This is a genomic window from Bdellovibrio sp. 22V, from assembly GCF_030169785.1.
Taxonomy (GTDB): Bacteria; Bdellovibrionota; Bdellovibrionia; order Bdellovibrionales; family Bdellovibrionaceae; genus Bdellovibrio.
Genome location: NZ_CP125854.1, coordinates 42,134 through 65,939, shown reverse-complemented (window position 1 = coordinate 65,939; position 23,806 = coordinate 42,134). Strand labels below are relative to the sequence as shown.

The window sequence follows — 23,806 nt, the reverse complement described above, 5'->3', positions numbered from 1 at the left end:
ACACTCTCCGGTCGATGGATAGAACTAATAACATCATGAAGAATTTCTTGAAGAAACCCAACGAAAAAATTTTTGGTCTTCGGAACCTTGACCGAGACACTCTGATTTTTCGTGTTCTGCCGCGTTTTCTTTTAGAGATCCTCCGCAAGTATTTCCGTCTCGAGATCGAGGGCATTGAGAACATCCCCCGACGCGGAGCTGTTATCATCGCTCCCAACCACTCGGGGTATTCCGGTTTCGATGCCTTTCTTTTAGGCCACGTCATTCAGCAAGAGGCAAAACGAATCCCGCGCGTTTTGACTCATCACTTTTGGTTTCTAACCGAGACCACGGCGATCCCCGCGCAAAAAATGGGTTTCACGGAAGCGACTTATGAAAATGGCGTAAATGCTCTTAAAAAAGGGAATGCGATCGTGCTTTTTCCTGAAGGCGAGCATGGCAACTTCAAGCCGACATCACAGCGCTATCAACTGCAAGAATTCAAACGCGGTTTTGTGCGCATGGCTTTGGAAACGCAATGTCCGATTGTGCCTGTTGTGATTCTTGGCGCCGAAGAGACGCACATTAATTTGAAACAGCTCAAGTTCACGAAGTTTTTGAAAGGCTCCGTAATCCCGCTCCCCTTGAACGTGATTCCATTACCTGCGAAGTGGCGCATCCGTTTCCTGGAGCCGATCTACCTTCCGTACAAAGCTTCCGCCGTCGAAGACGCCGAACTCGTGCACGACATTGCTCAAGACATCCAAGAAAAAATGCAAACAGCCGTCAAAGAAGAAATCCGCAAACGCGGCGGCGCCTTCCTCTAAAAGGTGCCTGCTTCTTTTTTCTGACTACGCCGCAAAAATGCTGCAGTATCGCCAGAAAAAAGAACCAGGCACCTTTTATTGGCGGCGGTCTGGGACGTCTTCTCCGATTGTTGTTAGGATGGATTGCCATTTGGCCGTGAGTACGCCCGGATCGTCCTCACTACGGCTGACCAATTGACTTACTAAAAGGGCGGCAACGCTGACGGCGATAACTAAGAGGAGCACGTACTCCACCACGATCTGACCGCTTTGACCTTTTCTCTTCATTTAATAATGATATCACAGTTCTGCGGGAGAGGAAGACGGCTCCGCCATAGCTGGACGCCAGTTTTCCATTGTGAGACGAAGTGTCTCTATCAAAAGATCTAGGTTTTCGTCTTCGATAGGACCGCGAAGTCCGATAACCACGTCGTTATGCCACTTTTCGACTTCCAAAGGGCTGATATGCTTCTCTGCGCCCTCAAAAGAGAGCAGGAAAGAGTCTTCTGTTGGATAAATCATCACAAGGATGTTAGCGCCAGAGTTTTTCGAAATCTCTTTCGCCTTCGCCATCTGCTCGACCAACTTCTGTTGGATGAGGAAATAGACTTTGAGCGCTAAAGCTTCATGAAATTGGGCGAAATAAATACGCACGGGACCATCAAAGATGGCACTGTTAAAAGCAGGATTAAAATACTTCGATTGCATCAAAGTGCTGTATGACGATCTCATGCTGTAACTTCCCCCCCAAAAAGGTGTCTGACATTTTTTTGCGGCGTAGCCAGAAAAAAGAAGCAGGCACCTTTTAGCTCAAGACTAGGAAGAAAAGGGGGGATTATTCAAAGGAAATTTTAAGAATCTTAAATTTTCTGACGCAGTAGATTATTTGAGGCTGTCGAAAACTTTCTTTCCTCTCGAGAAAACCATCTTCTCAGAACGCTCACCCACACTGTAAAACAAGGTTTGCCAATCCTGATCGATGCACAAAATATCAGCAGATTTTCCGACCTCTAAAGAACCGACTTCGTTGTGCAGATTCAAGGCGTGAGCCGCCCCCACAGTGTAAGCTGCGATCACTTCTGGCAGAGTCATCTTCATTTCAAGACGCGCAAGAAGTCCAACTAGATTCAAATCTTGTGTTGGAGAGGTGCCCGGATTGAAGTCGGTCGCCAAAGCCACCCGCGCTCCGGCTGCAATCATTTCTCTCGCCGCGGGATATTTTGTTTTCATATAAAGATCCGCTGTCGGCAGAAGCACACAGGTCGTTTCTGACTTCGCAAGATTTTTAATTTCTTTTTCCGTCAGTTGCAGCAGATGGTCGCCTGAAAGCGCACCAACTCGCACGGCCACATCACTGCCTCCGCTGAGTGAAAGCTGATCTGCATGAATAAGAACGTCAAACCCCAGCGCCTGAGCCTTGCGGAGATATTTCTCCGAAGCCTCTGCCGGGAAAAATCCTTTTTCAATAAAAACATCCACCCGGCGAGCAAGATTTTTCTTCTTCACGACAGGAAGAACTTCATTTCCGAGGAACTCCAGATACTCTTCATAAGACTTAAATTCAGGCGGCAGAGCATGGGCGCCAAGAAACGTATTCAGCGTGCGCACGTTTTCGATCTTTTGCGCCGCCTGCAACATCTTCATTTCGTCTTTTAAATTAAGAGCGTAACCAGACTTCACCTCAAGAGTTGTCACACCTTGGGCGATAAACTGACTCGCACGCTTTTGCGCGACACTCGCCAAATCATTGACGGAGGCTGCCCGCGTTTTTTTAACAGTGGAAAGGATGCCTCCGCCTTTTGCGGAAATTTCCTGATAACTCACGCCTTGATTACGCATCTCAAATTCAGCGGCGCGATCGCCAGCAAAGACAAGATGAGTGTGGCATTCTACAAATCCAGGAAGTACCGTCTTCCCTTTCAGATCGATTTCTCTGTGATTCTTTTTGGCGAACTCTTTAGGAAGTTTTTTATGCGGCCCCACCCAGGCAATTTTATCTTTTTCAATCAACAGAGCCGCTTGATTTGCAATACTCAGATCCTGCTCTTGAATTCCGCGTCCTTTTTTTTGAGAAGCGCCTTGCAACGTAAGAAGTGTGGAGATGTTTTTAAGTAAAATGCCCATATGCTCATTCAAACACATGGGCTTCGAGGATCAAGGAAACTCTACATAACCTTGATAGATTGACTGCGTGCACCCTCAGCTTTGGGGAGGTTGATCTTTAAAACGCCGTCTTTAAACTCCGCCTTCACCTTGTCACCGGCAATTTGGTTCGGCAAAGAGAAGCTGCGCTCAAATTTACCGTAGTACCGTTCGGTGTATTTTCCCTCGCCTTGAGTTTCACGTTTTCTTTCGCCCGAGATGGTCAGAATATTCTCGGAGAGATCGACCTTGATTTCGTCCCTTTTTATACCAGGAAGATCCACCGTAACGATATAGGCATTGTCTTTTTCTTCCAGATCCACCGCTGGAGAGAAATCGAACTGACCATGGCGAGTGGGCGATAAACCACGATCAAATTCATTGATAAATTCCTCAAACTGACTCATTAAATCGTGACTGGGCCCACGACGGCCACCCACCCAGGGACCCAAAGAACGCATAGGCATATATCCTCCTTTTGATAGGAAGATTATCGACTGCCGCTTGCATAGAGAGTCAAACTCTGCACTATAAGACGTCAAAAATACAAAGGTCTTATAAAATAAAAACGGCGCTTTTTCAGCGCCGTTTTTCATTTGCTTTTTAACTTTGACTATTTCGGTTGTGGAGCAAACCACAAGTCGATAACAGCACCTTGCTTTTCTTTGCCTTTTTCCTTGAACACAAAAGTACTGCGTTCACGAACTTCGGCGCGGTCTCCCATTGAACTTGTTTGTGAGGAGTCATATTTCAACGAAATCGACTTCACTCGTTTCTTCAATGGCACCAATTCACCGGCATCGCTGATACCGTCTCCATTACGATCAAACCACAAGAGAAGCTTCGCAAATTCTTTATCTTTGGCGTCGATTACGTCGTCTTTGTTGGAATCAAACTCACGCAATGCTTCGAAACCGTTTTTATATTTATCGCCAAGGTTTCCGAAAAGCTCTTCCGCTTTTGTAATTTTCTTATCGCCATCACGATCCACAGCGATAAAGGCACCAGGAGCACCCTTTTCAGGCCATCTTGTTTTCATGCCCGGGATCAATGGGAAATCCACAGAAGCATTGAACTGAGGACGTTTGTCATCAAAGAACACCATAAGAGGAGAGAAATAACCGCCGCAGAAACCGTTCTCACCAGGGAAGAATGCAGAAATACTATACTGCTTTCCGTCCTTTGAATGGCTCGTATAAACGTTACCGGATAGGTCCCCAGTGAAACCCATGTATTCACGTCCCGTTTCTTTTCCGGGCGCAAAACTTTGATGGAAACGAACAGCGCCCAACTTCACATCGAAGTCATCGCTGATATTTCCTTCTTCATCCACTTTCGTTGTGAAATTGATTGGCACTGTAATACGCACGTTATTACCGGCGTAAGAGGCAACAACACCATTGCCCGAGGTATCCCCGTCAGGAATTCGCACTTCACTGGCATTTCCAGAAAGCGAGACGACTGCCGCTGGATATTTCACATGATAAAGTCTATTGGTCCCTTTATCATTCAAAGTAATATAAAAAGTAATGATTGAATCTTTCGCAATTGGATTTTGCACGTGTCGCAAGTTTGTTCCAAAGCACGAATTCGCGATATTGATCGTAATCCCTTCAGTCGAAGCACGCGATGCCTGCCCTGAAAGTACGACTCCTTGAAATCCTGCCGTGCCACCAGCCCCGGAGTTGACTGCTGCTGGTTGCTCTGCTTGGGCCTGTAAGCCCATAACCACCGTCAGTGGCAAACAAAGCCATTTATTGAGTAACATACAAGCCCCCTCTGTTGGTTCCCCTACTATTTCCCGCTTTTATCAGGACGCATGATTTTATAATAAATCAATGAGTCATGAGCATCTTTGCGAGAAAACTCAACCCCAGTGACATCCGCAGCGAAGAGCTGACCTTGATCAAAATCTCTTCCGTTAAAAGATGACCGCCATAGGTTGATTTTGTTCCCCTTTGATTCCTTAGCTAAATAATACTTGATTATTCGCACTGCTTTCAAGCGAACAAGTGGTGCCGCGCCCCCCATGGGCGGAATGTCTCTTAAAAACGAATCCTCGTCTTTGATTGTCTCATTCGGATACATAGGGTGCGTGCGATTAAGAAAGTTCGGCAACATCACTGGATTCAAACGCGACTCGCCTGCCGCCGTCACAACTCCTACAAAGATCGGAGAGCGCGCAGGGCGATTGTAGTTGGGACCAAGCGGAGTCATCTCACGAACAGCTGCTGGCGAGTCGAGCATTAAAATAGTGCCCACACCCCAGAGTGCTCCATTCGAAGCTTTATAAACTTCGTTGTTCTTATTTAAAGAACGGAACGTGAGATCGGCCGCCTTGAACGGATTTCCATTTACGTTGGACATATCATAAGCCGTCGCTGGCGTATACATCAGCGTTGGCAATTTCTCGGCTGAAACAAGGAAGATAAGCTCATTGCGACGCCCGAGTTGCAGAGTAAGTTTACGCTCTGCCTGATCCACTGAGATATCGGTAACGTCCGACACGTAATCAAAGAAAGGACGACCATAGTCATCGGTAACTACAAGATTGTTAAATGAAGGCTCCGAATTTTTGAGGTCCTTCAATAGCATGCGCTCCGCGATGATATTATCGACTTTATCTTCAATCTCGTTTGTGATTTCTTCTTTCTGCTTAGCTGTGAATACGAAGAACGAAGCGGCCACCATCCCCATAATTCCAAGGAGAGCGACCCCGACGACCATTTCAGCTAAAGAAAAACCTTTTTGATTCAGTCTCATTGCGAGTTCACCACAAACTGGTAATCGACGAAACCATAAGAGTTCGCACCGGCATCTTTTGCAGATTCGTTGCCTTGGCTCCACTCTTTATGACTAAGTCGCACGGTTACTAAATAAAGTCCCTTCATTCCCGGATACGCTTGAATAACGAATCCATAACGGCCTGGACAAGCTTTACATTTCTCAACTGTAGAGATGGTTCCATTTCCCCAAGCCATTGGAAGCTTATCCAACGCTAAAGCCGCGTTGCGGGCTTCATCTGTCGGGTAATAATTAATTTGGTACATGCGAACATTGGGACGAATATTTTCGATGACGTCATTGATTTGCTTGTACACCGAGTTTTTAGTTCCGCTTTCTTTAGCCACTTTACGCATGCTTAAAGTTCCGGAAATAAAGAAGGAACCGACAAGCGTGATCATCGCCATACCCAGCAAAGCCTCGATAATTGACATACCTTTTTGGTTTCTCAGCAATGACTTCCTCATATTCCAGACTCCCGAGAAACTTCAAGAACGTAGAATCTGACCAAACGGTTTTTACAAACTGTGGATTTGGCAGGCTGATTCGGCAATAATCCACAATCAGGATCCACCGCTGTCCAGCGGAACGGATCCGCTTTTGAACGTAACGAAATAGCGTTACAACGATAGAGATTCGCGACGTCTTTCATCGATGGCATCGGATGCCATACTGGGAAGCGATTGATCGTTGAACAACTTTGGTTGTCCATAGCTTTCAAGATTCCAGCTTGGCGAAGTTCGTAGGTTGCCATTGGATGATAAATTGTACTCCAACGTATGCCATGTTCATATGCCTTGTCGTCGATGAATACACCGTTGGTGACAATGAACGAACCAACGATACGAAGAGGAGTCGATCTCGCCTGGATGTATAACCGCTCACACGTCATGAAACCGGCAACAAAATTGGCTTCCGACGTAATGATACAATCTTTTGCCATTGATTTAATAATGAAGGTCGCTGTGCTTGTGTTCACACCTTTGTAAGCATTGCCGGCATTGAACACAAAATTCGCACGATCGTCATACTTGTTCGTGAATGACCAAGAGTGTTTGGAGTTCGGCGCAAACGACTGTGACCATTGCGCCGTTCCGAACGCCGAGAAACCGCTGTTCGAACAACGCTCATCATAGTTAATATAAGGATCGTCATCAGGAAGAGACCCTTTCGAGTTCCCCCAGCGGTCGGTTAACGCTTGCGGAGAGTTGAAACCGAAGCCGTTTCGCGTGAACATCAACCAACCCTTCGTGTTGTCTTGGTTTTGTTGCGACCACGTACGAAGTGACGTTCCTTGGAAATAAGAAACGTCATAGGCTTCAAACTTCAAATTGATATTTTGCGGATCACCGTTTCCGTTAATAAGCAGCTCTGCATTTTCAAACGAAACTTCAAGATCACGGAAGGTCGGATTCGACTCTTTGTCACCCGGTTTTCTTGGATCCGTCGGTTTTTTAATCGAGATGTGAATTTTAGGTTGCACGCCATCTTTCGATGCCAATGCCGCTGCTTGCCTGTTCAGCGAAGTCAATCTTTCTTCAGCCTCTAAAACTTGCTGATTTTGACGTTCGCGCGCTCGTCGAGCATCCCGCAAGCGGTCTTCGTTGTTTTCGATACGATTTTGCAAAGAAGCGATTCTTCCTTTATCTGGATTTTTCTTTTCCTCTTCATTGCGAAGCTCCGCACGCAACTCACCGAGGCGTCCTTCAATTTGCTCGATTTCACGAGTCATGTCATTCAAGCGGCTTTTTTCATATTGAAGAGCGGAGTCCGCTTGTTGAATTTGCGACTTGATACGGTCTTTCAGAGGACGCAAATTGATTTCAGGCTCTAAAGTCACTTGACCGTCATCTGGAATTTCTCCGGTGATCTCCATCTGACCAAAATACAAAGTGTAACGGGCAACAGCTTCAACATTCTTGCTGAGATTCCAGCCTTTCAGTATTTCTCCGAGGAAACCTGAACGAGTTACAGACGGCTGATCCACTTCACCCGTTTGCGGGTTAAAGCGGTTCTTATCCGTTAATCCCATACGGTAGCTGAACTTATTGTTATTACGATCCATCAACTGACCCGTCACTCTACTATTGAATGTACGGCCCAGATCATATTTAGAGAGATTGTACTCGATACATCTTTGCATCATGTTCGGGTCGGCTGTGCTTGCTTCTGTTCTTAAACCAGAAAGAAAGTCGAGCCCTTCGTCTCGGTCCCCGTCAACTTCGACACCTTTTTGAAAGCCACCAAACTGACGCACATTCGACCAGAACTGATCAGACTCGTAGCCTGAAGTCCGCGGACGGAACTCACTGATCGCTCCGGTCTCTGGGTCCTTTCTCATGATCGGACCTTGCCCTAAAATAATTTTATCTTTGAACGTGACGGGAGCATAAACAGTGTCACCTTCTGGCGCTCCAGGATTCAAAGGCGGCGTATCGGGAAGAAAGACGCTTCCGTTGACGAACACTGGACTTTCGAAAATCAAACCAGGATAACGAAGACGCTCAGCACGTGACGGGAATCTTTTAATGTAAGCGTCTCCTGCTTTTAAACCTGCCCCTGAAGCCATATCCAAATGAAGATCGCCTGCAACCATTAATCCGAAGCTTCCCACTTCACGAGGATAAACACCTACACGAGACGTCGTTTTCAACTCACTAGAACCTACTTTGATTGTGGCGCCATCGGCTCCGATAAGTTTCACAGAGACCGTAAGATAAACTTCACGACCATACTCGGGGATGACGCCGCGACGATCTCTCATGATCTCGACTTCGATAGCTTCAACTTTATAACCTTTCAAATCACCGATAATTTTATAAACAGGATGCATGGCTGAAAAGTTCTTCAACTGCATGCGATGATAAATACGATCGAGAGGAACTTTGTCAGGGTTAGAAACCCCCATCAGACGCAAATACTCAATCGTGTCATCTTTCATCAAAATACGCTCGACTGAGCGAGGATGACTGAGAATTTGCAATACCGAAGCATTAGCCCCAGGAGCACACGGCTCGGGCATCCAGCTTTCCGAAAAACACCAGCGCTGTTTAATTCCAAGAAGTGTAAAATCCACCATGGAGTGAAGCGCAAGGCGTGCCGTAATAATAGAAGCCGTTTTCGTGACTTGTTGGCGGTGTTTAATAACTTGAGGAGATAAATAATAAAGCATCGTCCCGACGACGCCGACGGCGACGAGTGCCTGAACAAAGGCACTACCTTTATTATTTCCGCGAAAGACAGAACGTCCCAGCCAAGAGAGTGGTTTCATGGCGAATTCTCCTATCTGTCCGTATCGACAGATAGGATATCAAACTTAAGACACTCCCCTGTATCATGTCTTAAAAATCACCTTCCGGTGATTCAAGTTAAGACACGACGAAGGCAGGTCTGGCTCAGAAAGAGATGACTATTTTGCCTTCCCCTGATTCGCGACGGCTTCGATCGCCGCCTTCACTTCTTCAGGGTCGCCGATGAATTCGCGCTTAAGAACCTTCAAGTTTGCGTCCAATTCATACATCATTGGAATTCCGGTCGGCATATTCACTCCCATGATTTCGTCAGGAGTCATGCCTTCCAAGTGTTGCATCAAAGCCCGCAAGCTGTTGCCGTGAGCAACAATCAAAACTTTTTTGCCTGATTTAATAGCAGGCGCGATCGTGTCGCCCCACAAAGGTAGAAAACGAGCCACCGTGTCTTTCAAAGACTCTTGGCTAGGCAGAAGTTTTGGGTCCACACCTTTATAACGCGGGTCATGAGAAGGATGACGAGGATCGTTCACGTCCATTGCCGGTGGCGGAACATCATAGCTGCGACGCCAGATTTTCACTTGGTCCTCACCATGACGAGCTGCGGTTTCTGCTTTATTCAAGCCTTGCAGAGCTCCGTAGTGTCTTTCGTTCAAACGCCAGTCTTTGTGTACAGGAAGCCACACTTGATCGACTTCATCCAAAATGAAATTCAGAGTTTTTATCGCTCTTTTGAGCACGCTCGTATAAGCGACGTCGAATGTAAAGCCTTTGTCTTTGAGGGCTTTTCCACCTTTTAGAGCTTCCGCTCGACCTTTCTCAGAAAGATCTACGTCTTGCCAACCCGTGAAGCGATTCTCTTGATTCCATACACTTTCGCCGTGTCTGACCAACACCAACTTATACACGTTAAACTCCTTCAATTTCCTAGGAAAAAGAACTATCATGACAGGGGCCGATTTTAGTATCAAAAGCTTCCTGTTTTTGCTGCGCATTAAGGCGTGTCAAACTCTCGAAATTTTTGAATATTGGCAGCAAGAAAATAGACCTTTTGAGGCTGCACAGAAAAGCAGCCCTTAGCGGAGACCATCGTGAACAACACTGGCATCAATCGTGCGAACTTAGAGTACATCGAACAACTCTATGCTGATTTCAAATCCAATCCTGAAGCGCTTGCTCCTGAGTGGAGAAGTTTTTTCGAGGGGATGGAGTTTGCTCAAGAAGGCAAATTCGGCATGTCCGACAAGGAACTTGCTGTCTTCCAGTTGATTCAAGCGTATCGCAATGATGGCCACACGGAAGCAAACATCAATCCGCTCTACCCTGCGCAAGCTTCTGAACTTGTATCTTTGAAACGTTTTGGTTTGAGCGAAAAAGATTTGAATGCAAAATTTCAAATCGGCTCATTGGTTGGCAAAGCCGGCGCGACTCTTTCTGATATCATCGCACAGCTCAAAAAAATCTACTGCGGCACTTTGGCTTTGCAAGCGGGCGACGCTTCTCCAAAAGAGTACGCGTGGCTGACAAAAGAATTTGAAAACAACAATCACAAACTTTCTTTGGATGAAAAGAAAAACGCTTTGGCTTCTTTGACGAAGGCGGAGTCCTTGGAAAAATTCATCCACACACGTTATGTCGGAACAAAACGTTTCTCTGTTGAAGGTGCGGACTCTGTTCTGCCGATGATGGAAACTTTGGTTAACAAAGGCACGGGCTTGCAAGTGCAAGAAGTGTTCATGGGTATGGCTCACCGTGGTCGCGTGAACATGCTTGTGAATTTCTTTGGTAAAGGCGAAGAGTACGTTTTCGGAGATTTCAACGGACCTCTGCAATTGGCGGAAGCGATCGAGGATTTCGACAACGACGTGAAGTACCACTTGGGTTACGTGACTGAAAAGAAAACAGCGACGGGCTCTTGCAAAGTGACTTTGGCTTACAACCCTTCGCACTTGGAAACTGTGAACGCTGTGGCTTTAGGTATGGCGCGCGCGGCTCAAGATAAATTGGGCGCTAACGGACGTAAGAACGTTGTGCCAGTTTTGATCCACGGTGATGCGGCTTTCGCAGGCCAAGGTATCGTGCAAGAAGTTTTGCAAATGGCGGCGGTGAAATCTCACACGACCGGCGGAACGATCCACATCATTCTTGATAACCAAGTCGGCTTTACAACAAACGGCTTCGACACGCGTTCAACTCGTTATGCTTCAGATACAGCAAAGATGACATTCACGCCGGTTCTTCACGTGAACGGCGATGACGTTGAAAGTGCGGTGCGTGCGATGGATATCGCCTTGAGATACCGTCAAGAGTTTGGCAAAGATGTTGTCATCAACTTGATCTGTTACCGTAAATTCGGTCACAACGAAGGTGACGAACCTGCGTTCACGCAACCGCAAATGTACGAATTGATCAAAAGCCACGCGACAGTGCGCGAGCTTTACGGCAAAAAACTGGTTGCTGAAGGCAGCCTTGAGCAAAAGTACATCGACGACTTGTACACGCAAGCGATGGATCGCCTGCAAAACATTTACGAAGAGACAAAAAAGAATCCTCCGAAACTTAAGAACTTTAAGTTTGAAGGAAATTGGAAAGGTCTTCGCAAAGCGACTGAGGCTGATTTTGAAAAAACAGCAGACACTTCTTTTGATCTGAGTGCCCTTAAAAAAATCGGTGAGAAGATTGGCTCTTATCCGTCCAGCTTCACCCCCCATCCAAAACTCATCAAACTTCTTGAGACTCGCAAAGCGATGGGCACGGGCAAAGAGATGATCGATTGGGGCATGGGTGAGCTTTTGGCTTACGGTTCTTTGCTACAGGAAGGCACTTCAGTGCGTTTGACAGGTGAAGACGTTGTGCGTGGCACATTCACTCACCGTCATGCCGGCATGTACGATTTCAAAACGGGCAACTGCTTCTTCCCTCTTGCCGACGTAAATCCGAAAGCACAGCTTTTGGTGGCGGAAAGTATTCTTTCAGAGTACGGCGTGATGGGATACGAATATGGTTACTCTGTGCAAGATCCTCGCTCGCTTGTGATCTGGGAAGCTCAGTTCGGTGATTTCGTGAATGGCGCGCAGATCGTGATCGATCAATATCTTGCAGCCGCTGAATCCAAGTGGCAGCAAATGAGCGGCTTGGTGTTGTTGCTTCCGCACGGCTACGAAGGTCAAGGGCCTGAACACTCTTCCGCACGTCTTGAGCGCTTCTTGCAACTTTGTGCACAGAACAATATGCAAGTCTGCAACTTGACGACGCCGGCGCAGATTTACCATGCCATGCGCAGACAAATGCACAGAGACTTCCGTAAGCCTCTTGTGATCATGTCGCCGAAATCTTTATTGCGTCACCCTCGCGCTGTTTCTTCGATCGAAGATTTGGCGAAAGGCAGCTTCCAAGAAGTGATCGCAGACACGGTCGATAAAACAAAAGTGGACACGGTGGTTTTCGTTTCCGGCAAACTTTACTACGAACTTTTGGAAGAAAGAGAAAAAACGAAGAAGGATAATGTCGCACTTGTACGTCTTGAGCAAATTTATCCATTCCCTGCAAAACAAGTGACTGAGATTTTAAAATCTTACAGCAAAGCGAAAACTTTGATCTGGGCACAGGAAGAACCTAAGAATATGGGTGCATTCCAAAATGTGTACTTCAAGTTCAGCGATGTGGTTGCGAAGGCAGGTTTGAAATTGGCGTTTGAATATGTAGGCCGCCCAGAGAGATCTTCTCCTGCGACGGGCTCTATCCACAGACACAAGGTAGAACAAGCGGATATTATTAAAGCGATCTTCAACTAAACCGCGCATTGAATTGATTTTTTAAAAGAAAAGGACGTTGCAACATGAAACAAGAGATCAAAGTTCCCGCAGTTGGGGAATCCATCACGGAAGCAACTATCGGAAGCTGGACGAAAAAATCCGGCGAATTTGTAAAACGTAACGAAGTCTTGATGCTTCTTGAGACTGACAAAGCCAGTGTTGAAGTGGTTGCAGAGAACGATGGTGTTCTTACAATCCTTCCTGGCAACGATGCTGGTGCCGTTGTAAAAATCGGCGCAACGGTCGCAACGTTGGATACAGACGCAAAACCTTCTGCAGCAGCAGGCGGCGCTGAGGCAGCCAAACCAGCAAAAGCGGAAACAGCAACTCCAGCACCAAGCGCCCCTGCGGCACAACCTCAAGCGGGTGCAAATCAACATCTCTCCCCTGCTGTGCAAAGAATCGTGACTGAAAAAGGTTTGGAGCCTTCGGCCATTGCCGGAACTGGCAAAGACGGTCGCCTTACAAAAGGTGATGTCCTTGCTGCAGATGCAAGCACTGCTGGAGCCGGCAAGGCAGCACCAGCGGCAGCAGCTCCTTCAGCAAAAACGGCCGCTCCGCAAGTTTCTGCAGCGGAAGTTATGGCAGCTCGCGGCCCTTCCAAACAAGGCGACAAAAAACTTGTTCCTATGACGACAATCCGCAAGCGTATCGCAGAGAAATTGAAAGAAGCGCAAAACACGGCCGCTCTTTTGACGACTTTCAACGAAATCGACATGGGTAAAGTCATGGAGCTTCGTGGAAAGTACAAAGACAAGTTCAAAGAAAAATACGGCTTGAACTTGGGCTTCAACGGTTTCTTCGTAAAGGCTGTTGTTGAAGCTTTGAAATCCTACCCAGCTGTGAATGCTTGGATCAACGGCACTGATCTTGAGTACCATAACTACTACAACATCGGTATCGCGGTTTCTACAGAGAAAGGCTTGATGGTTCCCGTTGTGAAGGACGCGGACACTCTTTCTTTGGCTGGCATCGAAATGGCCGTTCGCGATTTGGCTTTGAAAGGCCGCGATGGAAAAATCTCTATCGACGATTTGAGCGGTGGAACTTTCTCTATCACAAACGGTGGCGTGTTCGGTTCTCTTCTTTCAACTCCGATCTTGAACTTCCCGCAATCGGCAATCTTGGGTCTGCACAAAATCCAAGACCGTCCGGTGGCCCTCAACGGTAAAGTTGAAATCCGCCCGATGATGTACGTAGCTTTGACTTACGATCACAGAATCATCGACGGAAAAGAAGCTGTGAGCTTCCTTGTGAAGATCAAGGAACTTGTCGAAGATCCTGAAAGACTTCTTCTTGAGGTATAAAGATTCGATTAAAAAAGCCCGTTTTGAAACGGGCTTTTTTATTGGCCCGCATGTTAACAGAAAATTGTTTGCAGAATAATTGATATCTCACCGATTTTTAAGCCATGAAAAAAATATTTCTATTGGCGATTTGCATCTTAACTACGGCGTGCGGTAATGAATTCGGTGAACCCTCGTTAGACAATTTATTTACGACACCTCCGCTGGAGGGTGGCATTTGGAAAACATCCTGTGGGTATACCTCGTCTGGAACATCCTTCATGATGACGACCTCTTTCTCAACCCAAGGAGAATACACTGCCACTGTAAACGTTTATTCCGACCCTATTTGTGCCGTTCCGGATTATAAACTCACGCAGACTGGGACCTATGTCATTCCGGGAGGTGTTGTTGAAAACTCCGGCATGAAGCATATCAATATGACCCTTCAGACCCTGGATATGACTGTGTTTAACGCTTCAACAGCCTCTGATTTTAATACCACTCAACACTGCGGCATCAATGATTGGACGCTAGGACAATCTCGAAATCTTTTAAACGCCACTTGTGGGGGTGAGGTTATGCCGTCAGCAAACACACCCATTTATGATATCTACTACATAGAGCCCATTAGCACGGCTTGGGGCAGCCAACCAGGGAGCCTTATGTTCGGATACAATGATGCCTCTCACGATGGAAAAACGGAGGCAACGCGCCCTGAAGTTCTTAGCGGCAACGTCGTCTATAGTAAATAAACCCGACCTTGATCGGCCTAATGCAAGGCTTCCTACGTGACCAATGATGCTAAGATAACGTATAAATCTTGGTGTATTCATACTCTACAAAGGACGCTTCTATGGCTGACACACAATTCGATCTTATTGTCATTGGTTCCGGTCCCGGTGGTTACGTGGGCGCGATTCGTGCCGCGCAATTGGGTCTTAAAACGGCTGTTATTGAAAAAGATAAAACTTTCGGCGGTACATGCCTTAACGTTGGCTGCATTCCATCCAAAGCTCTTCTTGAAAGTTCCGAGCACTATCAGGCGGCACAACATGATCTTGCCGCGCACGGTGTGAAAGTCGCAAAAGTCGAATTGGATTTCCAAACGATGATGTCTCGCAAAGACAAAGTTGTTAAGCAAAACACAGAAGGCATTGCGTTCTTGTTCAAGAAAAATAAAATCACCTCGTTCCAAGGCTTCGGCAAAATCGTCGCTCCCGGCAAAGTGGAAGTGAAAGCGGAAGATGGCAATACACAAGTTCTAACAACAAAGAATATCATGATCGCGACTGGCTCTGTACCGGTGGAGCTTCCTTTCTTGAAATACGATGAAAAGCGCATTGTTTCTAACACAGGTGCCCTGGCTCTTTCACAAGTGCCGAAGACAATGATCGTTGTCGGTGGCGGCGTGATCGGACTTGAACTGGGTTCTGTGTGGCAACGTCTTGGCGCGCAAGTGACAGTCATTGAGTACACGAATCGTTTGGGCGGTCCGATGGATCAAGACTGCATGAATGTTCTTAAGAAAAATCTTGAGAAAGAAGGTATGAAGTTCCTTCTTTCAACAAAAGTTACGGGCTCCAACGTGCAAAACAACGGCGTAGAGGTCACTTATGAAGCTCTTGCCGATGGCAAAGCGGCCTCATTGAAGGCCGATGTTGTTCTGGTTTCTACAGGTCGCAAACCTTTCTCAACAGGATTGGGCTGTGAAGAAATGGGAATTCAAAAAGACCAACAAGGTCGCATCACGGTGGACTCTCACTATCAAACCAACATCCCTGGCATTTATGCGATTGGCGACGTGATTCAAGGACCGATGCTTGCGCATAAAGCGGAAGAGGAAGGTGTGGCGGTTGCAGAAATGCTGGCAGGACATGCAGGCCACGTGAACTACAACACAGTTCCGGGCGTCATCTACACTCATCCAGAGATTGCCTCTGTGGGTATCACAGAAGAACAAGCAAAAGAAAAAGGTCTTGAGATCAATGTGGGTAAGTTCCCATTCATGGCCAACGGCCGCGCTCGCGCAAAAGGTTTCACGGAAGGTTTCGTGAAAATCATCGCGGATAAAAAGACCGACCGTCTTTTAGGCGCTCATATGGTGGGACCGAACGTCTCTGAATTGATTCATGAAGTGATCGTTTGTATGGAATTCGGTGGAAGCAGCGAAGATCTTGCGCGTTCATTCCATGCCCACCCGACTCTCAGCGAAGTCGTGCGTGAAGCCGCACTGGCCGTTGAAAAACGCCAAAGACAAATGTAATTTTCCCAAAAAAGGGAGCCACAAGCTCCCTTTTTTATTTTTAGTTACAGAGTGATTGTAAGACCGTCCATCCGGGTTTAACGGCGGGCTCTGCCGGAGCTTCTTCCGCCATCGGTTCATACTGATTGATCAAATCATTTTCATAGCGAAGGCAGTCTTTGCGTTTGAAACTTTTTTCCTGAGGAATAGATTCTAAAACAGAAACTAAAAGATCCATGTGAGCTTCGTCCTTAGCGCCTTGCGGGACGCTGTTTTCGCGAAGAGATTTGATTTCTGACAGAACTCGATTGAGAGCCGTATAGCGTTGCCGGTTGTTCTTCGATTGTGCGACCTCTTTTTCCAAGAGCTCTGCATAGCTATCCACTTGCTGCCGCACGCTGCGAGGACTTCGAATAGCGTCGCTACTCGGTATCGCTCCATGAGCATCCAAGACCAATAGCCATATTGCCACCGCTAAAATGGAGACTTTCATGCTCACCTCCAGCCCTTTTATCTAATGTTCACGCGACTTTTTCAATCTCGACTGGGTCTATCATCCCAATGCTGATATTTTTTTAATCAAGAACGTTGAGGAACCACATGAAAAATCTTTTTATTCTCGCAACCTTGTTATTTTCACTGGACTCTTTTGCATCTGGCAAAATGGAGATGGCTTGTATTACAGAATATCCAACTACGAGTTTCTTAATTCGCGAAGTCAACTCGACGGTTATTGTGGAAGTCTTTCACCACAATGGACCGAAATACATGCCGATCTTTGATGGCGTGGCTACGCCCAACGACGTTTCCCTGCTTGCTAAAAAAGCATCCGTGCTGACAAGTCTTCCCACGATTCTGCGCTTTGAATGGCCCCGCTCAAAATGCGCCATTCAAAATGGCCTTATCATGAACTGTCTGGGTTCTACCGAAGCACAGGATATCAACGGCCACAAAGTAAAAGCCTGGAGCTTCCATTCCTCCGAAACGGTAGATACAAGTTTCGCGGGAAAATATCTTTCTTATAAATTGGCTTTGGATTTGGACATCGACGGCCAAAGTTATTCAGTGCCGATGAAGTATCAGGAAGCTGAGTGTGCTCCTGATGTTCGTTTGGCCTCGAAAATTCGAGGCCTCTAAAAATTACTTACAGATAAGATCAACAATGCCTTGAGCCTTTTCCACGAAAGGCTCTTTTTGGTCCTTGGCGTAGGACTTCATCATTGAATTCACTTCTTTCTTATATTCGGGACATTGAGCCGCTTTAAAATCCTTCTTTTCCGGAAGATAAGACAACGTATCCATGAAAAGACTCATGTTGATTTCTTTTTCTTCCGCTTGACGAGGATTCTTTGCGCGCAAGTCGCTCAATTCCTTATAACTTTGCAAAAAAGCATCATAGCGTTTATCCGCATCTTTTTCTTTTTTAAGATCGGATTCCATTTTAGTGATCTTTTTTTGAAACTCAGAATAAACGTCCACTTTCGCTTTTGCAGCGACCGCCACAGACCCTGCAAAAATGGAAGAAACGATTACAGTTCTAAGAAGTGATTTTCCGTACATGTGCCTTCTCCCAATCCTTTATCCAAAACCGTCGCCTGAGCTTTCACCGCCGCGATATACACAGAGTCTTTATATGCAAACATATATTCAGCCAACGTCAACGGTTTGCCTTTTTTATTCATCGCTTTAACACGCGCTTCGCCTGTTTTTGCTTTCATTTGATCGCGCTCAGGCCAATAGTTCATATTGAAATCCGCTTTCGTAATCGGATACTTTTTGATCGTCGCAAGACGATACTTCAACCATTCACGATAGAAAACTGCAGGACGACCCGGGCCCGCGTTGTAAGCCATCACAAAAAGCATCTCTTTCACCGTTTCGATATCGTAAGAACCGATCCCCGCCTGCTTCATAAGCTCTTCAGCACTTTTGAAGTTCGGATCTTTAGAATCCGCTGACTTGTTAAACGCATTGTTCGCGTTTCTTTTTGTCGAGTGATAGAAGATTCCATAGTAAACCAAACTTCTAAGAGGGTTTGGCGGCGTTGAAATCGCATGGCAACGGTTCGCATCCGCTGTCATGATATCGTCCGGAGAACTTGGAACTGCGCCCGGGAACGACTTCAAACGCTGACAGGATTCTTTCGTGCTATTAAGGATACGGCCTTTAAAATTGTTGAAGTTTTGAGCCACGTCGACAAGGGCTTGATCTGTGAATTGGCCGATACCACCGTCATTCACAAGACCGAACGCATTGACGTGCAAACCGCTTTCGTTAGAAAGTTTGGGCGCAATAAATTTCGCCGGCACATCCAAACAATCGGCAACATCAATCAAAGAGTTGTACACCAAGTTCACATAGTCTTCAGTCACACAAGCTTTGTGACCGTAACGCTCGGGCGTGCCATTCGCGTCTTTGTCGCACTTTGAAAACAAATGCGGGTCGTGTTTGTAATCTTTCAGATCTTTGACGTCACGCTGTTCTTTGGGACCTGCCGTACGGTTGTGCTCAAGATCGGCTTCTCTTTTCTCTTCAGGAGTGCGGGCGCGGTCTCGCCAAAAACGTCTCATGATATAAAGAGCACACTTACGAGGCAAAATGCTCGCGGTTTTTGAATAATCTCTCGGTGCAGAGAAAAGACCTTTTGTGTCGGCCTTTTTAAACGCCACGAACTTATCTTGCAAATAGTTGCGCTCGGGTCCGCAGTCTTCAGGTTTTTCAAAACTCAAGATGTTCGGTTCACCGCCAAATTGGCAGGAACAACTCATGTCATCTTTTGGCGTGCTCAAAGACACCAAAGACTTATTTACCTTGTTCAACTGTTGAATGACTTGTTCTTCTGCGGAAGAAGCCAACTCGCTGCTATCGGGAGAGTTATAAGCGCTGTACACGCCGAACATCGCAAACGAAGCGAAACAAAAGAATGTATAAAACCAAAAGGATGCCCTAGAGTGCTTCACCGATTTTCTCCTTTTCCAATTCTTATCAACTCCTTATCTGTTTATTTCACTGAAAACTGAAGGTCCTAAAGTCCAGATTGGCCGGTTCCGATAAGTCTCATGTGAAAACATTTATTTTAGGACTCTTCATAACAGCAGGACTTTTGAGCGGGTGTTCCGACGTAACACCACAAGTGACCATGCTACGAAGTAAAACTCCTGCGGCAGGAGATTCAACTTTACGTACGAGTCTTAGCGTTGAAAATGCCGTCGCCAGCACCGCGCAAACGGCCGAAGGGTATCAGCTTGAGATTTCTGTTTCAAAAGAGGACACGGGGAAACCTCGTCGTTCTGCCGGTGGCTACAGTCTTATTTTGAACTCTCACGTCCAATAAATTTCGAACAAATTTTCTACAAATAACTTCGGATTTATACGAATCATTCCGAAAAGATAAGGGAATGAAACCGAGGAACTTTGCGTCTTCTCTTTTACTACTCTTTTTCTTGATGGTCTCGCAAGCAGAGGCCTCTGGTTATCATGTGAGTGGAAGAATCTTAAAGCCCGACGACACACCGTTTGACAACTCCGCCGTCAGTTTTCTTCTTTCGGTTACAAGCCCCGATGGGCAATGTACACTTTATCGCGAGCAGATCATAAACGTGAATCTGGCTGAAACAAAGGGACGATTTAGCTTATCGCTAGGTTCAGGCACGCGCGTTTTCCCGACAAGCCCGGTTGCGACAGTTGAAGCCGTTTTTTCCAACAAAAGTCTTCTTAACTGTGAGGGCGGTACAACGTACACCCCGGCTCTTTCTGACGAACGACTTTTAAAAGTTTCTTTTTTTGACGGAGCGAATTGGCAGAGTTTCTCTCCAGACCATGTGATTAAGGCCGTCCCGTACTCGACGGAAGCCAAAGAGGCGCAAAATGCTTCGCAAGTTTCCGGTTATACAGCCCCAAACCTTCTTCGAGTTGACGGCGGCACAGTGCCGTCTCTTACCGTTGCGGAAGCGACGCAGTTAATGAACTTAGCCAATGGCAGTTCTTCTGCTTATTTAAAAAATGAAACGGATCCGACCGTCGCGGCGTTTGCAAAACAACCGCTTCCCGCTTGTAGTAACGGAAATATTCTAACTGCAAATGGATCAACACTTTCATGCGTGCCGGCTCCGGCCGCGGCTTCACCACTTCCGACCGGAACTGCCAATCAGTTTTTAAAATATGACGGTGCAAATTGGATCAGCTCTGAAATCACGATCGGGAATATTACGGGACTGGCGACAAGTCTTAATAACAAAATTGACGTCTCGCAAATGCCGGCATCGTGCGGAGCAAATCAGACTTTGGGTTTCGTCTCTGTGACAAATACGTGGCAGTGTAACAACATCAATATCAATTTAAGTGGCGACGTCACGGGCGCGACGGGAGCGACCACTGTCACAAGAATCCAAGGCGTGCTCGTAGACACTGTTGCTCCGTCGACAGGTCAGGTTCTAAAATATGATGGTGCAAAATGGAAAGCGGCGGCTGACACGACTAACGCGGGAACGGTTGTCTCCGTTGCTGCGGGTACGGGTCTAACTGGCGGTACGATCACAAACTCAGGCACGCTCTCTCTTGCGAACACCTCCGTAACACCGGCGACTTATGGCGGAGCGACCATGGTGCCTACGATCACCGTGGATCAGCAAGGTCGGATCACAGCAGCAAGCAATACTTCGATTTCATTCCCCACATCTCTGCCACCGAACGGAACGGCCTCGGGAGATTTGGGCGGCACTTACCCATCCCCGACAGTCGCGAAAATTCAAGGTAAGATGGTCGACGTTTCTGCGGGTTATGCCGATGGCGACTCGTTAGTTTTCGACGGCGCAAATCAAAAATGGGTCTTGCGCAAAAGAGGCTGTGATTCAGGTTGGCTGCTCGTCGATCGCGGCTCGCAATTCTGTATCAAGAGACTGGGAATGACAGGAAACTTCACACAGACATTAGATAACTGCTCCGCCAACAAAGGAGATCTTTGCAGTGCGGGCCAAATTATCAATGCTTGTAAGAATGGAAAAATGACTGTGGGTGAAATGACGTTCATCAATGCCGTCTTCGGCGGAGCGACAGCAACAGCCATATCTTGCGACACAGTCGGTGGCGCTTACGGAGTGAACGAGTACACTATTACGAACACTTACATGCAGTACTGCTGTCGCCCTGTAAATAATAATTAAAAACTATAACTGATTGCTAAAACCGTATTTGCTCCACCCAAAAAATAGAAAACGGAACGCAAATCCGCGCTTTCTTCCCGGGAAGCACTATAAAAATTGGCCGCCGCAATCAAAGCGTAGGTGGCCACGCGAATCCAGCGACGTTTTCTTTTTTCTTCACGATCCTTGAAGAGATAGCGCTGTAAAACTTCGTTTTTCTCCGCCAAAGACAAAGACGATCCGTCAATGGCGTAAAAGAACGAATCGACCTCGTTCCCCGTCCAATAATAGCTGGCCCCCAGGCCCATCGCCGCCAGACCTACGTTCGAAGTGATCGCAAAAATCGTGCGGCTGAAAAGTTCTTCCGATTGATAATACCCGATAGTTCCGCCGACCGCTGCCACAGCGCCGGAAATCATATAAGCCAAACCCATTTTTTCGTCTTCGTATTGTTGCTCTAAAACAAAATGACGAAACTCATTCCAGTTCGGTGATCCGTCGTAACTCACTTCTCTTTCAAGAGCCCAGGATGGGGAAACGACCCACAAGATAAAAAGAAAAATGCCGACCAACTTCACAGCGTCGCTCCTAGCTGAATAAAGACGGCGCGACTCTCGCGTTCTTGTTCACTCCAGTATGTAAGGCCACCGGTAAAATGTTTGTAGCCAACAAGAAAACCTGCAGAGTGATCGTACTCCGAAACACTTAATACCGCCTGCAAAATCCCCAATTGATAGCTAAAGGCCGCGCGAAATGCGTCGCGGGCATTCTTGGTTTCGGAGTTCACTTCAAACTGAATTCCGACTTCAAAAAGTCCCAAAGGAACGAGCGGTTTAACGGAAGCGCCCAGCAGACCTTGAGGAGTAATAGGATACTCATCGGATTTTTCACTCGTGACTCCCCACTGCGAAAGCATCGCGGAAATCTGCGGTTGCCATGCGAGATTTTCCCACGCGTACAAGAAACCGGGCTCCACATAAAAAAGTTCTTGAGTGCGAGTGCTAAAAAGTTCCGCTTTATCTCCTGCAAAGGCTTCACTGACGGCGAAGTACTCGCCGATAAATTTGACGTGCGTGTAACGCAATTGCAGTCCCGCATAAAAGTTATCATTAACGTAAGACCCGATTTGGCCTTTCACGCTTTTTTCTTCAGCGATCACCATGTCCATCATCGGCAAAGCAGGATTTTCAATTCGTGTGATAGACACCAAACGATAAGGCTCGACAGACACACCCCAATTAGAACTTTGAAAAGAAGCTTCTAAAGAAATCTCGCCGTCTATGGAATCTCTTCGCGCAAGCAAACGCGCCACCGTGCCCTCTTCGTCATGGCCATTTAAAAGATTTTCGGAGTCTTTGATATTTTGGATGTCGCTTCCCAAAAAAAGATCGAGGTCAAAGCGCGGTTTACGCTCTTTTGCAATAGCCGCCGGATTACAGGGAAGGCCTCTTTGCACGCTGTCCAGAGTGTAACAAGCGCTTCCCAAAGAACGAGAAAGAAAACGCGTACTCCCCTCGCGCAATACCGGAGACAACGTCGCAGCACTACACAGAGAGCTCAAAAACAAAAAAGGAAGACATTTCAAAAACACGTCTCCTCCTCAGGCCAGGAAATGTGTTGGGCTTCGTCTTTTAGTTTTTGCAGATCTTGCTGCCACTGCTGCAATACCGCCCGTTTTTCAGGAAAAGCGATTTGCAAATCTTCGCTGAGAACACGCAGTCCTTCGACAATTCGAAGTGACCACTCCACATAGACTTTTAGATCTTCAAGGCAAACGCGACGCTTCTCTTTTATTTCCCAATTCTGCATTCCCTCTTGTATCGACGACTTCAGTAAAATCACACGCAAAGTGGCGGCATAAAGACGAGCGCCAGGAGCTTTTTCTTCCTGCAAAACTTTAAGGGCTGCGTGAATATCGCGACGACCGCTTTTTGCCAAGGCCGGGATCTTTTCCCAGTGTGCAGAAAAGCGAGAGACTTCTTTCAATAATTCCCGCGTTTGTTTGTCGAGCGGCAGAGACGACAACGAAACTTGTTTCACTTCAAAACTTCTGACGGTAACAAAAGAATAGATCTCTTGAATCTTCACTCCGGCTCGAGCTGCCAATGCGGATGCCAAAGCCAGCTTCACGTGAAAATGAGGATCCTTTTGCACAAGATCTTCAAAGTAAGAAATGGCTTCATCGTTTCTTCCCTGATCCATCATCGCAAAACCTTGCGACAGAAGTTTTTCGCGAGTGACGACCTCTTCCTTCGGCTGACAGCTCGAAAGCAGAAAAATGACCACGATAAGAGGGATTTTGAGACGTTTTTGCATAAACAAGGCGGATACTAACGCTATGCATTGGAAAATTCGACAGA

Annotated in this window: 23 protein-coding genes; 8 read left to right on the top strand and 15 right to left on the bottom strand. The window is 46.7% G+C overall.

Annotated features, from left to right (window positions below):
• Positions 1-14: 14 nt before the first annotated feature.
• On the top strand, positions 15-806 hold the full coding sequence (locus tag QJS83_RS00350; RefSeq protein ID WP_284606818.1) for a lysophospholipid acyltransferase family protein: 792 nt from the start codon (positions 15-17) through the stop codon (positions 804-806).
• 75 nt (positions 807-881) lie between these two features.
• Here QJS83_RS00350 and QJS83_RS00345 read toward each other — a convergent pair whose 3' ends face one another.
• From QJS83_RS00345 to gpmA, 9 genes are all read right to left on the bottom strand, one after another.
• Complete coding sequence (locus QJS83_RS00345) at positions 882-1,073, bottom strand: hypothetical protein (RefSeq protein ID WP_284606817.1); 192 nt, start codon at positions 1,071-1,073, stop codon at positions 882-884.
• 12 nt (positions 1,074-1,085) lie between these two features.
• A complete protein-coding gene (locus QJS83_RS00340; protein ID WP_284606816.1) occupies positions 1,086-1,517 on the bottom strand; it encodes a hypothetical protein in 432 nt (143 codons plus the stop codon).
• 150 nt (positions 1,518-1,667) lie between these two features.
• The gene (gene hutI / locus QJS83_RS00335) at positions 1,668-2,909 is read right to left on the bottom strand and encodes an imidazolonepropionase (protein WP_284606815.1); all 1,242 of its coding nucleotides are present in this window, start codon (positions 2,907-2,909) and stop codon (positions 1,668-1,670) included.
• Positions 2,910-2,950: 41 nt separating this feature from the next.
• On the bottom strand, positions 2,951-3,394 hold the full coding sequence (locus QJS83_RS00330) for an Hsp20/alpha crystallin family protein (protein ID WP_284606814.1): 444 nt from the start codon (positions 3,392-3,394) through the stop codon (positions 2,951-2,953).
• A gap of 146 nt (positions 3,395-3,540) precedes the next feature.
• Complete coding sequence (locus tag QJS83_RS00325; RefSeq protein WP_284606813.1) at positions 3,541-4,695, bottom strand: EF-hand domain-containing protein; 1,155 nt, start codon at positions 4,693-4,695, stop codon at positions 3,541-3,543.
• A 26-nt stretch (positions 4,696-4,721) separates the two neighbouring features.
• Positions 4,722-5,690: a prepilin-type N-terminal cleavage/methylation domain-containing protein gene (locus QJS83_RS00320; RefSeq protein WP_284606812.1), complete on the bottom strand. Its 969-nt coding sequence runs from the start codon at positions 5,688-5,690 to the stop codon at positions 4,722-4,724.
• The gene (locus QJS83_RS00315) at positions 5,687-6,145 is read right to left on the bottom strand and encodes a hypothetical protein (RefSeq protein ID WP_284606811.1); all 459 of its coding nucleotides are present in this window, start codon (positions 6,143-6,145) and stop codon (positions 5,687-5,689) included. The genes QJS83_RS00320 and QJS83_RS00315 overlap by 4 nt, the downstream gene beginning before the upstream one ends.
• A gap of 29 nt (positions 6,146-6,174) precedes the next feature.
• The gene (locus QJS83_RS00310; protein ID WP_284606810.1) at positions 6,175-8,982 is read right to left on the bottom strand and encodes a hypothetical protein; all 2,808 of its coding nucleotides are present in this window, start codon (positions 8,980-8,982) and stop codon (positions 6,175-6,177) included.
• Positions 8,983-9,120: 138 nt separating this feature from the next.
• Complete coding sequence (gene gpmA / locus QJS83_RS00305) at positions 9,121-9,867, bottom strand: 2,3-diphosphoglycerate-dependent phosphoglycerate mutase (RefSeq protein ID WP_284606809.1); 747 nt, start codon at positions 9,865-9,867, stop codon at positions 9,121-9,123.
• A 183-nt stretch (positions 9,868-10,050) separates the two neighbouring features.
• Here gpmA and QJS83_RS00300 point away from each other — a divergent pair, with 183 nt between their 5' ends.
• The 4 genes from QJS83_RS00300 (at position 10,051) to lpdA (ending at position 16,326) form a co-directional block, all read left to right on the top strand.
• Positions 10,051-12,753, top strand: a complete 2,703-nt coding sequence (locus tag QJS83_RS00300) for a 2-oxoglutarate dehydrogenase E1 component (protein ID WP_284606808.1) — start codon at positions 10,051-10,053, stop codon at positions 12,751-12,753.
• Between the two features lie 44 nt (positions 12,754-12,797).
• Positions 12,798-14,081: a 2-oxoglutarate dehydrogenase complex dihydrolipoyllysine-residue succinyltransferase gene (gene odhB, locus QJS83_RS00295; RefSeq protein ID WP_284606807.1), complete on the top strand. Its 1,284-nt coding sequence runs from the start codon at positions 12,798-12,800 to the stop codon at positions 14,079-14,081.
• A gap of 260 nt (positions 14,082-14,341) precedes the next feature.
• Positions 14,342-14,815, top strand: coding sequence for a hypothetical protein (locus QJS83_RS00290; protein WP_284606806.1), 474 nt, complete (start codon positions 14,342-14,344; stop codon positions 14,813-14,815).
• A 101-nt stretch (positions 14,816-14,916) separates the two neighbouring features.
• Positions 14,917-16,326 carry a dihydrolipoyl dehydrogenase gene (lpdA, locus tag QJS83_RS00285; protein ID WP_284606805.1) on the top strand — a complete coding sequence of 470 codons (1,410 nt, stop codon included), beginning with the start codon at positions 14,917-14,919 and terminating at the stop codon, positions 16,324-16,326.
• Between the two features lie 40 nt (positions 16,327-16,366).
• Here the strand turns inward: lpdA and QJS83_RS00280 are convergent, their stop codons facing one another.
• Entirely contained in the window at positions 16,367-16,798 is a 432-nt protein-coding gene (locus QJS83_RS00280; protein ID WP_284606804.1) for a hypothetical protein, read from the bottom strand.
• Positions 16,799-16,905: 107 nt separating this feature from the next.
• On the opposite strand from QJS83_RS00280, the gene QJS83_RS00275 reads away from it, so the two are divergent.
• Complete coding sequence (locus QJS83_RS00275) at positions 16,906-17,442, top strand: hypothetical protein (RefSeq protein ID WP_284606803.1); 537 nt, start codon at positions 16,906-16,908, stop codon at positions 17,440-17,442.
• Between the two features lie 3 nt (positions 17,443-17,445).
• On the opposite strand, the gene QJS83_RS00270 is transcribed toward QJS83_RS00275, so the two are convergent.
• Positions 17,446-17,865 carry a hypothetical protein gene (locus tag QJS83_RS00270; protein ID WP_284606802.1) on the bottom strand — a complete coding sequence of 140 codons (420 nt, stop codon included), beginning with the start codon at positions 17,863-17,865 and terminating at the stop codon, positions 17,446-17,448.
• Positions 17,835-19,265 (bottom strand): hypothetical protein, encoded by a 1,431-nt coding sequence (locus QJS83_RS00265; RefSeq protein WP_284606801.1) that lies wholly within the window; start codon positions 19,263-19,265, stop codon positions 17,835-17,837. Before QJS83_RS00265 ends, QJS83_RS00270 begins: the two co-directional genes overlap by 31 nt.
• Positions 19,266-19,366: 101 nt before the next feature.
• Here QJS83_RS00265 and QJS83_RS00260 point away from each other — a divergent pair, with 101 nt between their 5' ends.
• Both QJS83_RS00260 and QJS83_RS00255 read left to right on the top strand, forming a co-directional pair.
• Positions 19,367-19,639, top strand: coding sequence for a hypothetical protein (locus tag QJS83_RS00260; RefSeq protein WP_284606800.1), 273 nt, complete (start codon positions 19,367-19,369; stop codon positions 19,637-19,639).
• 64 nt (positions 19,640-19,703) lie between these two features.
• Positions 19,704-21,467: a hypothetical protein gene (locus QJS83_RS00255; RefSeq protein ID WP_284606799.1), complete on the top strand. Its 1,764-nt coding sequence runs from the start codon at positions 19,704-19,706 to the stop codon at positions 21,465-21,467.
• Here the strand turns inward: QJS83_RS00255 and QJS83_RS00250 are convergent.
• Genes QJS83_RS00250 through QJS83_RS00240 form a run of 3 tightly spaced genes read right to left on the bottom strand, consistent with a single transcriptional unit; the run spans position 21,464 to position 23,762 of the window.
• Positions 21,464-22,024 carry a hypothetical protein gene (locus QJS83_RS00250; protein WP_284606798.1) on the bottom strand — a complete coding sequence of 187 codons (561 nt, stop codon included), beginning with the start codon at positions 22,022-22,024 and terminating at the stop codon, positions 21,464-21,466. The two genes, QJS83_RS00255 and QJS83_RS00250, sit on opposite strands and share 4 nt — an antisense overlap.
• Entirely contained in the window at positions 22,021-23,037 is a 1,017-nt protein-coding gene (locus tag QJS83_RS00245) for a hypothetical protein (protein ID WP_284606797.1), read from the bottom strand. The genes QJS83_RS00250 and QJS83_RS00245 overlap by 4 nt, the downstream gene beginning before the upstream one ends.
• Complete coding sequence (locus QJS83_RS00240) at positions 23,028-23,762, bottom strand: outer membrane protein assembly factor BamD (RefSeq protein WP_284606796.1); 735 nt, start codon at positions 23,760-23,762, stop codon at positions 23,028-23,030. The genes QJS83_RS00245 and QJS83_RS00240 overlap by 10 nt, the downstream gene beginning before the upstream one ends.
• Positions 23,763-23,806 lie beyond the last annotated feature (44 nt).